Source organism: Kitasatospora sp. NPDC051170 (assembly GCF_044455705.1).
In the GTDB taxonomy this organism is placed as follows: Bacteria; Actinomycetota; Actinomycetes; order Streptomycetales; family Streptomycetaceae; genus Kitasatospora.
Map to the genome: position 1 here is coordinate 111,754 of NZ_JBITFA010000013.1, position 12,616 is coordinate 124,369.

Sequence of the window (12,616 nt, forward strand, 5' to 3'; positions counted from 1 at the left end):
CGATGATCAGAGTCCTCCTGGCCGACGACCAGGCCCTGGTCCGGGCGGGCTTCCGGGCGCTGCTCGACGCCCAGCCCGACATCGAGGTGGTCGGGGAGGCGGAGGACGGCGAGCCGGCCCTGCGCCTGACGGCCGAACTGCGGCCCGACGTGGTGCTGATGGACATCCGGATGCCCCGCCTCGACGGACTGGAGGCCACCCGCCGCATCGCCGCCGACCGCGCCCTGGACGACGTCCGGGTGGTCGTCCTGACCACCTTCGAGCTCGACGAGTACGTCTTCGAGGCGCTGCGCAGCGGCGCCGTGGGCTTCCTGGTCAAGGACGCCGAACCGGCCGAGCTCCTACGGGCGGTACGCGTGGCCGCCGCCGGGGACGCGCTGCTGTCGCCGGGCGTCACCCGCCGCCTGATCGGCGAGTTCGCGGCCCGCTCGAAGGAACCGCGCGCGGTGAGCCTGGAGGTGCTGACCGACCGCGAGCGCGAGGTGCTGGCCCTGGTCGGGCTGGGCCTGTCCAACGAGGACATCGCCCGCCGCTTGGTGGTCAGCCCGCTCACCGCCAAGACGCACGTCAGCCGCGCGATGGTGAAGCTCGGCGTCCGCGACCGGGCCCAACTGGTGGTCCTCGCCTACGAGTCGGGGCTCGTCCGCCCCGGCTGGCTCAACTGAGGTCCTTCGCCTGTGCCCCGTCTCATGCGGCCAGCAGGTGCGAGGCCAGGTCCACGGCCGGACGGACGGGGATGAGCCGCGCGGTGGTGCCCCCGAGCGGGCGGGTGACGGCCAGAGCTGGCTCGGTGCTGAACAGCCGGGCGCCGAGGTCCCCGAAGTGCAGGTCGTCGAGGTCCGGCGCCTTGAAGGCCACCCATCCCTCCACGCCCACGCACCGGTACTCCCGCAGGGAGACGCCGGGTTGGCGCAGGTCGGCGAGGTGGAAGGCGGTGAAGTGGTCCATCGGCACGCCGAGCATCAGCACCCGGGCGTCGAGGTCGTAGAGCCGGCCCAGCGGCGACTCCGGCCCGAGGTGGGAGGTGAGGGGGTGCGCGGCGGTGATCTCCCGGGCGTGGCGGCCGAGCGCCGCCCAGGAGGTCTGCGGGTGGCTGCTGCGCAGGGCGCCGGGCCGGGTGCGGATGGCCTCGGAGAGGGCGCCCATGGTCGGCGAGGCCGGGGTGCTGGCCGGGTCGAAGCGCGGCATGCCGGCGCGGTGGAGCTCGGCCTCCTCGGGGGTGAGCCCCTCGACGGCGCTCTGGTGGATCCGGGAGGTGGAGGAGTTCTCGGGGGTGGCGGTGTAGGCCACCAACGTCCCCCCGGGGCCCAGGACTTCGAGCAGGGCGTCGACCACGCCGCCGGCCCCGCCCGCCACCGGCCCGAGGGAGCGCAGCGACGCCTGGACGTGCAGCACCATGCCGGGGCGGACCCCGAGGTCGGCGAGCCCGGAGACGAGGGCGGGAACGGTCAGCAACGGAACTCCTCCGTGACGCGGGTACGAGGCGGGCGGCGCGGTTCCTCAGGCGCTCGCGAGCCGCACCGCGCGGGCCCGTTCGGCCTCCTGTTCGGCCGCCGCCGGCAGGGGCACGGCGAGCCAGGGAACCAGGCTCTCACGCATCCCCTCCGCGAACCGCACCCCGAGCACGGTCAGTGCCTGCGATTCGGCGAGCCGTTCGACCGCCTCCGCCGTGTACCGGCGCCAGAGCGCGAACTGGGCGCGCGCCCGTTCGGCCGGCTCGCCCGCCAGCCCGTCGTAGGCGAGGGTGCGGGTGCCCCAGTACTCGGTGACGGCCAGGTGCGCGTACGTGCCCTGGAGGAGCGCTTCCAGGGGGCGCGGGTCGGGCCGCCAGGGCGCGAAGTAGAGCCGGTCGTCGGCGCGTTCGTACAGGTCGTACAGGTCGAGCAGTGCGCCCAGCTTGACGTGCTGGAACTCGTGGGCGAGCAGCAGCGCGAGCGTCGGCGCCGTGGCGGGCCGGGCGATGGCGACGGCGCCGTACGCCTGCCGGGCGGCCGAGCTGACGTCCCGCCCGGCGGGGCCGGGCCGCAGCGGGGTGACGGTGGTCAGTCCCGTCCGGATGCCCTCCGCGTAGGCGGGCAGGTCGCGCCCGATCAGCTCCCACGCCTCGCGCAACGCGCCCGTCCAGTCGGCCAGTTCGCCCTCGGAGAGCCGTCCGGCCACCGCGTGGTCGTGGCTGTCGCGCAGCGGGTCGACGTCCTCCAGCGCGACGGTCCAGCCCCCGGCGAGGCGCACCTGCCGAAGCGGCGCGTCCAGTTCCGTCCGGACGGTGCCGTCCGCGGCCCGCACCTCTAAGCCCTCCGGCAGTCCGGTGACGACGGCCTCGCCGTCCGGCAGCGCGAGCCGCCCGAGGGTGGGCAGGTGCAGCCATCCGCCGCGCACCGGCACGGCCACCGAGTCGCCGCGCCCGGCCCGTACGGCGGCGGCGGCGGCGAGGGAGGCCAGCGGGCCGAGCCCGGCGCCGAGGTCCCCGCCGAGGCGACGGGCGGCCCAGGTGCGGGCGTAGGGGTGGGCGAGTACGGCGTCGACGGCGGCGGGGGCCACCACGTCGAGGGCGGCGAGCAGGGCCCAGGCGTCGCCGCGGCCTCGCCCGGAGGAGTCCCAGGCGGCGGCCAGCATCTCGCGGGTGAGAGCGAGTTGGGCGTCGCCGAGGGCGGTGAGGGCCTCGGCGCCGCCGTAGCCGCGGGCGAACTCGTCGAGGTGTCCGGCGGTGAGCGGGTGCGGGCGCACCGGCTCCCGCTCGCCGGCCTGCGCGGGCACGGGCGCCGTTCCTCCCCGGTCGAACGAATCGGATGAATCGGACGAAATGCCGTTGATGAGCGTCATGAGGTCCCCGCAGTAGACGGAGGGATGGTCGAAGCCGGCCCCGTCGTCGCCCCGGTAGCGGTGGGCGTACAGCCCGCCGCCGCAGGAGCGCACCACCGGGCAGGCGCGGCAGGTGGCGCTGAGCCCGGCCAGGCCGGACTGGCGCGCGGCGATGCCGGGGTGGCGGGCGAGGTCGTCGATGCTGTGCCGGAAGACGTCCAGGCCCGTGACGGGGGCGCCGTCGTAGGCGGTCTTGAGGCTGTCGGCCTGCTCGAAGGTGCCGTCCGTCTCGACGACGGCGAGGTCGGAGGGTTCGAGGCCGAGCGATTCGGTGAGGCTGGAGAGCCCGCGCAGGGTCCGGTGGACGGACTCGAAGGTGCGGACGGCGAACGGGCGCCCGTCGGTTTCCCACAGCCTGTGGACGGCGAGCAGCCACTGCGCGTAGGGGGTGGGGCCCTGGCCGGAGGGGCGTTTCGGCGGCTCGTCCCAGGTGGCGTGCGGGAGCAGGAAGTCGACGGCGGGCGGCTCGAGTTCAGCGAGGGCCCGGTAGACGGCCACCGGGTCGTTCTCGACGTCGATCGTGCACAGCAGGCCCGCGTACAGGTGCCGGTAGGCGGGCTCGCGCAGCAGGGCGACGGCCCTGAGGACCTGGGGGTGGCTGGTGCGCCCGTCGGCGAAGCGGCGGTGGCGGTCGTTGGCGGCGCGGTCGCCGTCGAGCGAGACGCCGACCTTGACGCCGAGCTCGGCGAACAGGTCGCAGAACGCCCTGCCGAGCAGCACCCCGTTGGTGTGGATGCGCAGGTCGAGGGCGCAGCCGTCCGGGAGCGCGGCGCGCAGGGTCTCGGCGGCGCGGCGCAACCGGTCCGGGCCGGCGAGCAGGGGTTCTCCCCCGTGCAGGACGACCCGGACGGCGGACAGCCGGTGGGCGGCCGCGTGCTCGCCGATGCGCTCGGCGGTCTTGGCCAGGATCTCGTCGGCGACGACCTTCGGCCGGGCGCGCCAGCTGGTGTCGGCGTGCTCGTACACGTAGCAGTGGTCGCAGGCGAGGTCGCAACGGCTGTGCATCTTGACCACGAATTGCGTCAGCGGATGCGGAATTCGTGTCGGCATGGACCTGGTGGTGATCCGGTCTGAGTTCGGCCTGGGTTCTTTCGGCGCCGGGCCGGTCAGATCGAGGAGTTGAAGGCCGCGACGGGCACGAGGCCGGAGTCCGCGCCGGGGAGCGCGCGCTGCAGCCGGTTGGCGAGCTCCTCCGCGCCGAGTGCGGCGAGGTCGGCGAGGGACGGGCGCTCCGGCGTCTCCTGAGTGTCAGTGAGGTTGCCGGCCGGCCTGGTGCTGGTTACCGGAGTCATGTTCGTTTCCTTAGGCGCGGTTAGGACCTGCCGAGTGCGGGTAGACCACCCGGTTGCGACCAAATGTAGTGCCCGAGCGGACTCCGCGCGGCACCTTGCCGTCTCAAGTTCGTCCGCTCGGCCCGTCCACACCATACGGCGGCGCGTAAAAGGCCCGGAATTCACCCGTTCAGCGGTCGCGCACTCCGCCCGAACGCGCGCCGAATGGCGTTGACCGGGCCTGGCGTTCGAATCCACCCCCTATGCCGCCCCCATGCCGTCTCCTATGCCGTCTCCTCCGCCGCCCGCCCGGCCCCTCGGCCCCGGCGCCGCGCCCGCCGCTGTCACCGGTTCGGGGCCGAATCGTCCAGCGCCCCGGCGGCGCGCACCAGCTCCTCGGTGAATTCCCGCCCCTGCGCGGTGAGTTCGCCGGATTCCAGCAGAGTCCGCCCGGCCGCCGAGGTGTGGCCCCGCCACAGCGCGAACTCCCGCGCCGCACGCGCCGGTTCACTCACTCCCGCCGCCGCTTCGGCCGCCCAGAAGTCGGCGACCCCGAGGTGCGCGTACGTCCCCTGGAGCAGCGCCCCGACCGGGCGCAGATCGGGCCGCCAGGGGGCGTGGTAGACGGCGGCGCCGTTGGGCCGGTGCAGCGGCACCAGGTCCAGCAGGGCGCCGAGTTGGACGTGCAGGAACTCGTGCACCAGGGCCAGCGCCAACAGGACGGGCTCCGCCGGGAGCGAGGCCGCCACGGCCCCGTACGCCCGCCGCGCGGCCGCGCTGACCGCCTCCCCGCCGGGCGCCGGACGCAGCGGGACGATCACCCCGACGCAGGCCGCCACGGACCGGGCGTGCCACGGATGGCGGCGCACCAGGATCCGCCACGCCTCCTCCAACTGCTCACACCACAGCGCGAGTTCGGCCGCACTCAGCGGACCGGCCGGCGGCCGGCCGTAGTCGACCAGGCGCAGCCCGGCGTGCTCGACGGAGGGCCGCCAGCGCAGCCCGTCGCACTCCAGCTCCACAGCCTCCCCCGCCCCCTCGGCCGTGAACTCGCCCAGCAGGCCCAGCGATACGGCCTCCCCGGCCGCCAGGCCCCGCAGGCAGTCCGCCGCCCAGGCGTCCAACTCCGGCCGCAGCAGCACCTCCTCCCACCGGGCCCGGTCCCCGCGCTGCAGCTCGCACAGCCGGGCGTACGCCTCGCGGAACCCCTCGTCCTGCGGCGCCCGGCGGCGCAGCGCCAGCAGCAGCAGCGCCCGCTTGCTCAACTGCCCGGCCCGCAGCAGCCGTACGGCCTCCGGCCCGCCGCGCGCGCCCGCGATCGCCCGGAACAGCGCCCGGTCCACGCCGTGCCGGGGCAGTCCGTCCGCCCCGCGCGCGCCCGGCACCCCGGTCACCGCCACCGCCGCCGCCTCGTCCGTCTCCGCCACCGGTCGTCCTCTCTCGTGTCCGGCCCGCACCGGCCGGCCCGCCGCTGCCAGCCCGCAGTCTCCCCACCGAACGGCGGATCAGCCGGTCCGACACCGCTCATGACCCGAACGGGCGAGCGGGACGCCGACCGGGCGCCGGGCCGACCCGCCGATCTCACCGGCGGCGGTGACGGATCATCGGTCACAGATCATCGGTCACAGATCATCGGTCACTGATCATCGGTCCCGGATCACCGGTCACGGATCATCGGTCGCAGATCATCGGTCCCGGATCACCGGTCAACGAGCCAGGACACCAGCGCCCACCAGCCCCGCATCCACCAGCCCCGCGACCCCGGCCCGCAGCCGCCCGGCGATGTGCCGGATCAGCCGGTCCAGGTCCGCGCAGTACACCGACGGGTTCCCGAAGCCCCCCGCCCCCGCGTACCGGTGCGCGTACAGCCCTCCGCCGCACACCCGCGCCAGCGGGCACCGCCCGCACACCCGGGCCAGCCCCGCCGTCCCGTGCTGCCGCGCCCGGAACGCCGGGTGCGCCGCCGCCTCGTCGAACCCGTGCCGCCACACGTCCAGGCCCGTCGCGGCAGCGCCCTCGTAGGCCACCTTGAGGCTGTCCGCCTGCTCGATGGCCCCGTCCGCCTCGACCACCACCAGGTCCACCGGCGCCAGCCCGACGGCCTCGCTGGCCCCCCGCCCGCCCAGCAGCAGCACGGACAGTTCCTCGAACAGCCGCACCCCGGTCTCCCGGCGCGGCGCGTCGTACCAGCGGTCGAAGGCTTCGATCAGCCACTCCCCGTACGGCGCCGGCCCGCCTCCGCGGCCGCGCGGCGGCGCGCCGGGCAGCTCCCGGCGCCCCACGCCCGGCGGCTGCGCCTCCCAGGTGGCGTGGGGCAGCAGCAGGTCGAGCCGGGGCGGCCGGAACTCGACGAGCGCCTCGTAGGTCGCCACCGGGTCGGCCGCGAGGTCGACGACGCACAGTAGTCCGGCGAACAGCTCCCGGTGCCGCTCGGAGCCGAGCAGCCGCACCGCCGCCGCCGTCCGGGCCCAGCTGCCGCCGCCGGAGGGCAGCAGCCGGTGCCGGTCGTGCTGCGCCGGCGTCCCGTCCAGCGAGACGCCGACCGCCACCCGGTGGCGGTGCAGCACGTCGAGGAGCGCCGGATCGTCCAGCAGCCGCAGCCCGTTGGTCTGCAGGCTGAACCGCACCCGGGGCCCGGCCCCGGCCAACTCCCGTAACAGGGCGTCCAGATGGGCGGCGCCCACGAGCAGCGGCTCACCGCCGTGCAGCACCACGGTGACCTCGTCGAGCCCGTGCCGCCCGGCGTGCTCGCCGATGCGCCGCGCGGTGCGGCGCACCGTCGGCAGCTCCATCCGGCGCGGGCGCTCGCGCCAGCTCTGGTCGGCCGCCTCGTACACGTAGCAGTAGGAGCAGGCGAGGTTGCAGCGGCTGTGGATCTTCAGCAGGAACTGCCGGAACGGCACCATGGCGGGGAGCCTAGTCGCCTCCGGGAGTCCCTGCTGACCATCCGTCACCGTCCGTCACACGTGCGGGGGCTCCACGTCGGAGTCGAGCCTGGTCCCCGCCTTGACCGCCTTCGTCGTCGGGTGCTCGTCCCCGAGGGTGGCCCTCGCCCGCCGGATGCAGTCCGCCCGCAGCTCGGCGGCCCGGTCCGCGTCGCCGACCGCGGCGAGGGAGAGCGCGAGGTTGGACTTGATGCCGATGGAGTCGTAGTGGTCGGAGCCGAGCGCCTCGACCATCATCGGCGCCGCCTCCGTCTCCAGGGCCAGCGCGGCCTGCTGCTCGCCGGTGACGGCGAGGTCGTTGGCGTGGTTCATCATCGCGATCGGGATGTACAGGTGGTGTTCCCCGAGCACGGTGCGGAACTGGGCGAGCGTGCGCCGGGAGAGGTCCCTGGCCTCCTCCAGCCGCCCCGCCAGGCGCAGGTAGACGGAGAGGTTGTTGGCGCCGGCCAGCGTCACCGGGTGGTCCTCGCCGAGGTAGTCGCGGTAGCGGGCGAGGGCGCGTTCGGCGAGCGGGATGGCCCGGTCGGTGTCGCCGAGCGCGTTGAAGTCGCTGGCGAGGTTGGTGGCGGCGGCCAGGGTGTCGGGGTGTTCGGGGCCGTTGATGTCGAGGTAGCGCCGGTAGATGTCCTCGTCGATCTCCAGCGCCTCGTGGTAGCGGCCGTCCCGGCGCAGGGCGACGGCGAGGTTCTTGCGGGCGCGCAGGGTGTCGGTGTGGTTGTCGCCGATGGTCTGCTGGTAGGTGCGCACCGTCTCCTCGAGCAGGTCCAGCGCCTCGCGCAGCCGCCCGGTCTCGCGCAGGTCGCGGGCGTAGTTGGAGGCGGAGGAGAGCGCGTACAGGCTCTGCGCGCCGAGGGCGTCGCGCTGCTGGAGGTAGTTGCTGCGGTGGCGCTCCAGGGCGGCCCGGCGGTCCCCGGCGAGGTAGTCGGAGACGGCCAGGTTGTTGGTGATCATCAGGGTGCGCGGGTGGTCGGGGCCCAGGGTGCGCCGGGCGGCGTCCAGGGTGCGCCGGTCGAGCGCGCGGGCCTCGTCGTAGCGGCCGAGGAAGCGCAGGTCGGCGCCGAGGCTGTTGGCGACGGCGAGGGTGTGCGAGTGCTCCGAGCCCAGGGTCTCGGTGAAGCGCTCCAGGATGTCCCGGTCCATCTCGTACGCCTCCTGCAACGCCCCCTGGGAGCGGCGGATGTTGCTGAGCTGGGTGCGCAGCATCAGGGTCTGGGCGTCGTTGTCGACGTCGAAGCCCGGCCCGCCGTAGCCGTCCTGGCGCCAGTGCCGCAGGGTGCGCTCGGCGAGTTCGCGTCCGGCCTCGTGGAGGCTGCGCTTCCACTGGTAGCGGACGGAGTCGATGATCCACTGCCGGACGTCCTCGTCGGCGCTGTCCACGGCGCCGGAGGGCCACAGGTGCGGCAGGAGTTCGGAGTACTCGGCCCAGTAGGTCGGCACGTCCGGGTCGCCGGGGTTGGCGGCGGCCAGCGCGGCGTGGACGACCTCGCGCAGTTCGGCCTGCCGGTCGTCGCCGACCTGGTCGCGCAGCACGGCCTGGACGAGCCGGTGCACGGTGATCGTCTCGCTGCCCTGGTCGGTGCGGGCGAGCCCGAACCGGTTGATGGCGCGCAGGAACTCGCCGATGGCGAGCTTGTCGCGCGGGGCCCTGGGCGGCAGCTTGAGGGCGCGGACGACGGCCCGGCTGTAGAGCAGCCGCATCGGGATGGCGTCGGGGCCGAGGAAGGCGCAGATCTCCAGGATCTGGGCGGCCGGGGCGTTCATCCTGCGCAGCTCCTCGACGGAGATGCGCAGCGTGGCGGCGGCGGAGTGCGGGTAGTCGGCGGCGTGCAGCGCGGTGCGCTCCAGCATCTCGGTGAGGGCGCGGTCGAGTTCGCCGAGGTAGTCGGCGATGCGCATCGGCGTCTCCTGGAGCCAGACGGCGGCCTGGCCGACGGCCAGCGGCAGGTCGCCGAGCCGGGAGGCGATCTGTTCGGCGTCCTCGGCGCTGAGGCCGTGGTTGAAGCGGCGCAGCAGCCGCACGCTCTCCTCGCGCAGGAACACGTCGACCTCGACGAGCCCGGCGTGCTTGGACCAGCCCTGGTTGCGGGAGGTGATCAGCACGTGGCCGCCGCTGGCCCCGGCGGGCAGCCAGGGCGCGAGTTCCTCGGGCGTGCTGGCGTTGTCGAACACCAGCAGCCAGCGGGAGTGGGGCTGGCCGCGCCGCAGCGCGTCGAGCACGGCGGCGGCGGTGTGGGCGACGTCGTCGCTGCCGGGCACGCCCAACCTCGGTGCCAGCTTGGCGAGTTCGGCGGGGATGTTCGCCGGGTCCTCGGCGGGCACCCACCACACCACGTCGTACGCGGCCTTGAAGCGGTGGGCGTACTCGCCGGCGATCTCCGACTTCCCGGCGCCGCCGAGGCCGTACAGGACCTGGCTGCGGACGGCGGCGGGGCCGCCGGTGAAGCGGTTGCGCAGCAGTTCCAGCAGCCGGCCGCGCCCTATGAACGAGGCGTTGCGGGACCGGACTTCGAGCACCTTCGGCGCGTCGCCGGGGAAGCGGGCGGGGGCGAGGAACTCGCCGCTGTCGCCGTCCGCGACCCGGTTGGTGCCGGGGGCCTGGCCGAACTCGTGGTACAGCTGCGCCTCGGCGTGCACGGCGGCGGAGCGGGTGAGGTCGGGCACGACGTGGCCGGCGAAGGGGCGGGGCACCGGGTCGTCGGAGTCCTGGAGCCTGAGTGCGACCAACGTCGGCGCGCCGGTGGACAGTTCTCCGCCGTACAGGTGCTGCCAGACCTCGGCGGCGCGGGGCAGCGCGGTGTACTCGGGCGAGATCAGGGCGAGGAGGCGCCCCTGGCCCCCGGCCGGCCCGGCGACCTCGGGGGGCCTGGGGCCGGCGTACGGGTCGGCGGCGTTGTGCAGGGAGGTCTGGTAGCCGAAGCGGGTGAGGGTGGCGGCCGCCCATTCGGCCCACATCCGGTTCTCGGGCGCGTAGCTGACGAAGACCTGCCGGGGCACGGCGCGGGCGGAGCGCAGGTAGGCGCCGTAGAGCCGCCGCCTGGTCTCGCCGCCGAGCGGGCGCAGGTTGCGCACCCGCCCGTCGGTGATCCAGCCGGCCAGCCGCTCGAAGGCGTTGAGGAGGCTGCGGGCCTCCTGCGGCCGGTCGGCGACGGTGGCCGGCACCTCCTCGTAGGCGTAGAACGGCTTGTACGGCACCTCGACGTCGGCCCAGTAGGCGGCCCGGCGCTCGCCGCCGAGCCAGCGGCCGAGGTAGGGCGCGAAGGCTTCGCGGGCGAAGTCCCGTCCGGCTTCGAGGCGTTCCTGTTCGGCGTCCTCCACGCGCATGGGCACGGGCATCACGCGGATGGCCCGTTCCTCGGTGTCGGCGATGGTGTGGGCCGCGGCGACGCCGCCGCGGATGTTCTGGGCGCTGAAGGTGAAGCAGTCGACGACGGTGTCGGGCATCAGGACGGTACAGATGCCGGAGGTGTCGCTGACACCGGTGCGGCTGTCGATGAGCACGTAGTCGTAGTTGCGGGCCCAGCGTTCGCGCAGTTCGCGCAGGAACTCCCCGCCCCGGATGTCGCGGCCGTGGTAGAAGCTGCGCCAGTTGAAGCTGGTGACGGCGGCGGCGTAGGCGGCGTTCTGGCGCCCGGCGGGCAGGAAGTCGAGCCGGCCGCCGGGCGGCAGGTCGAGGGCGAGCCCGCAGATGTAGTCGTCCAGGCGCCCGGGCACGTCCAGCCACTCGGCCGGGGAGAGGCCCGTCGGGCCGGAGGCGGTGGGCAGCGCCTGCTTGACGTAGGAGCGCAGCAGGTCGATCAGGCCGTCCGTGGAGTGCAGTTCGGGGTCGACGAGCAGCGGGTGGTAGTAGCGGTGGAGGCCGGGCGCCTCCAGGTCCCAGTCGACGACGAGGACGCGCAGGCCGCGGCTGGCGAGGATCCAGCCAACGTTGGCGAGGGCCATGGTGCGGCCGGTGCCGCCCTTGAAGGAGTAGAACGTGACGACCGATCCCGGTCCGCGCTCCGGCCGTGCGTCGGGCTCAGTGGTCATCGCCGTGGTCTCCGTTCAGCGGGACGCCGTCGTCCTGTCGGGGCCGGCGCTGGCCGGGCAGGACGGGTGGGTGGGCCGGGTCGGGGCCCTGGCCCCGGTCGGGGGTGAGCCGTGCGAAGGGGCCCGGGCGCGGGCCGGGAGCGCCGGGTCGGGGCCCGGAGGGGATGGTCAGCCCGGGCATGTCGGGGCCGCCGGGGCCGAAGCCGAAGGAGTCGCCGTCGTCCCAGTCGAAGTTGTCGTCCATGAGCTTGTTCTGGGCGACGGTCACCATGATGTCGAGGTCGCGGTCGAAGCTCTCCCGTTTCACCTGGACGCGGAAGAGGTGCTCGGGGTCGCTGCGGCGCAGCCAGTTGCGGCGGAAGACGCCGCGCACCCCGATCCACAGGGCCTCGCGTGTCGGGCCTTCGACGGGGTCGTGGTCGCCGCTGGGCACGAGCACGCCGGTGACGGGGTGGTTCTGGTCGTCGTACTCGCGCAGCGCCTCGCGATAGCGCTCGCCGGCGGCCACCCACGGGTCCACCAGCAGCACGCTGACCTGGCTGTCCTCGCGGGCCTGGTCGAGCTTGGCGCCGAGGCCGACGCCGATCTCCTCCAGGGTGGTGGTGTGCCCGGCCGCGGTGATCACCTGCTGGGCGCGGGCGGCGAGCGAGGGGCGCGTCGGCGGGTGGTAGGGCGCCCAGTCCCAGGGCCGGGGGCCGTGGTGGGCGCCGTTGCCGGGGGCGGCCTCGGAGGCCCGGCCGGCGGCGATGAACAGCCGCACCATGCCGGGGCTGTCGGAGGGCTCCAGGGCGGGCGCGGTGGGCGGCGGGGGCGCGGGGAAGTAGCCGCGCACGGCGCCGAGGTCGAACTCCTTCAGCTCGCCGAGGCGGCGCTCGGCGGCGCCCTTGATCCGCCCGGCGACGACCCGTACGACCATGCGGTAGGCCTCGCCGCTGGGGTCGGTGCGCAGCAGGGCGCGCAGCCCGTGCCGGGCGTACGCCTCGCCCATGTCCGGCTGGGCCCACTGGATCTTGGTGACCTCCTCGTGCAGCTCGCCGGGCGCGACGGGCTCCCAGAGCACCGGGATCAGGGCGGGCACGTGCTCGCCGTGCTGCTCGTGGTGGCGGCGCACCCGGCCGCGGAAGGCCGTCCACTCCTTGCCGCAGTAGAGGCTGGCGAAGTAGGCGGGCGAGTAGAGCGCGACCAGGGTGCGGCAGCGCCCGAGCATCCGGGCCAGCTCCTGGGCCCAGTCGTCGCCGACGAACAGCCGTTCGGTGTCGCGGTAGGCGAGCTCCTCGGCCCGGGCGGCCGGCTGGGCGCGGCCGAGCTCGTCGCGCAGGTCGTTGAAGAACTGGTCGACGAAGGCGTCCTCGGCCTCGAAGTCCCGACGCGCGTAGCTGAAGAAGAAGTACGGCCGTTGGTCCCTCTGGTCCGCCGGTTCCGACATGTGCCGCTGATCCCGCTCCATCACCTGTTCCCCCGAGTCCGACGGTGCCGCGACGGCGCTGGTTACACGGCGCTGGTTTCACGGTG

8 protein-coding genes are annotated in these 12,616 nt (G+C 74.6%); 1 reads left to right on the forward strand and 7 read right to left on the reverse strand.

The window, feature by feature from the left end; genetic code table 11:
• Positions 1-2 precede the first annotated feature (2 nt).
• Positions 3-665: a response regulator gene (locus ACIBCA_RS25890; protein ID WP_396285386.1), complete on the forward strand. Its 663-nt coding sequence runs from the start codon at positions 3-5 to the stop codon at positions 663-665.
• 22 nt (positions 666-687) lie between these two features.
• Here the strand turns inward: ACIBCA_RS25890 and ACIBCA_RS25895 are convergent, their stop codons facing one another.
• From ACIBCA_RS25895 to ACIBCA_RS25925, 7 genes are all read right to left on the reverse strand, one after another.
• Positions 688-1,455: an aminoglycoside N(3)-acetyltransferase gene (locus ACIBCA_RS25895; RefSeq protein WP_396285387.1), complete on the reverse strand. Its 768-nt coding sequence runs from the start codon at positions 1,453-1,455 to the stop codon at positions 688-690.
• 45 nt (positions 1,456-1,500) lie between these two features.
• Positions 1,501-3,912, reverse strand: coding sequence for an FxsB family cyclophane-forming radical SAM/SPASM peptide maturase (locus ACIBCA_RS25900; protein ID WP_396285388.1), 2,412 nt, complete (start codon positions 3,910-3,912; stop codon positions 1,501-1,503).
• Between the two features lie 56 nt (positions 3,913-3,968).
• A complete protein-coding gene (locus ACIBCA_RS25905; RefSeq protein ID WP_396285389.1) occupies positions 3,969-4,154 on the reverse strand; it encodes a hypothetical protein in 186 nt (61 codons plus the stop codon).
• A gap of 323 nt (positions 4,155-4,477) precedes the next feature.
• Positions 4,478-5,560: an aKG-HExxH-type peptide beta-hydroxylase gene (locus tag ACIBCA_RS25910; RefSeq protein WP_396285390.1), complete on the reverse strand. Its 1,083-nt coding sequence runs from the start codon at positions 5,558-5,560 to the stop codon at positions 4,478-4,480.
• Between the two features lie 279 nt (positions 5,561-5,839).
• Entirely contained in the window at positions 5,840-7,039 is a 1,200-nt protein-coding gene (locus ACIBCA_RS25915) for an FxsB family cyclophane-forming radical SAM/SPASM peptide maturase (RefSeq protein ID WP_396285391.1), read from the reverse strand.
• A 54-nt stretch (positions 7,040-7,093) separates the two neighbouring features.
• Entirely contained in the window at positions 7,094-11,104 is a 4,011-nt protein-coding gene (fxsT, locus tag ACIBCA_RS25920; protein WP_396285392.1) for an FxSxx-COOH system tetratricopeptide repeat protein, read from the reverse strand.
• A complete protein-coding gene (locus tag ACIBCA_RS25925; protein WP_396285393.1) occupies positions 11,094-12,530 on the reverse strand; it encodes a TIR-like protein FxsC in 1,437 nt (478 codons plus the stop codon). Before ACIBCA_RS25925 ends, fxsT begins: the two co-directional genes overlap by 11 nt.
• Positions 12,531-12,616: the final 86 nt, after the last annotated feature.

Coding starts and splice junctions, on each gene's coding strand:
- ACIBCA_RS25890 (WP_396285386.1), top strand. CDS start 3: ATGATCAGAGTCCTCCTGGCCGACGACCAGGCCCTGGTCCGGGCGGGC.
- ACIBCA_RS25900 (WP_396285388.1), bottom strand. CDS start 3,912: ATGCCGACACGAATTCCGCATCCGCTGACGCAATTCGTGGTCAAGATG.
- ACIBCA_RS25905 (WP_396285389.1), bottom strand. CDS start 4,154: ATGACTCCGGTAACCAGCACCAGGCCGGCCGGCAACCTCACTGACACT.
- ACIBCA_RS25915 (WP_396285391.1), bottom strand. CDS start 7,039: ATGGTGCCGTTCCGGCAGTTCCTGCTGAAGATCCACAGCCGCTGCAAC.
- fxsT (WP_396285392.1), bottom strand. CDS start 11,104: ATGACCACTGAGCCCGACGCACGGCCGGAGCGCGGACCGGGATCGGTC.
- ACIBCA_RS25925 (WP_396285393.1), bottom strand. CDS start 12,530: ATGTCGGAACCGGCGGACCAGAGGGACCAACGGCCGTACTTCTTCTTC.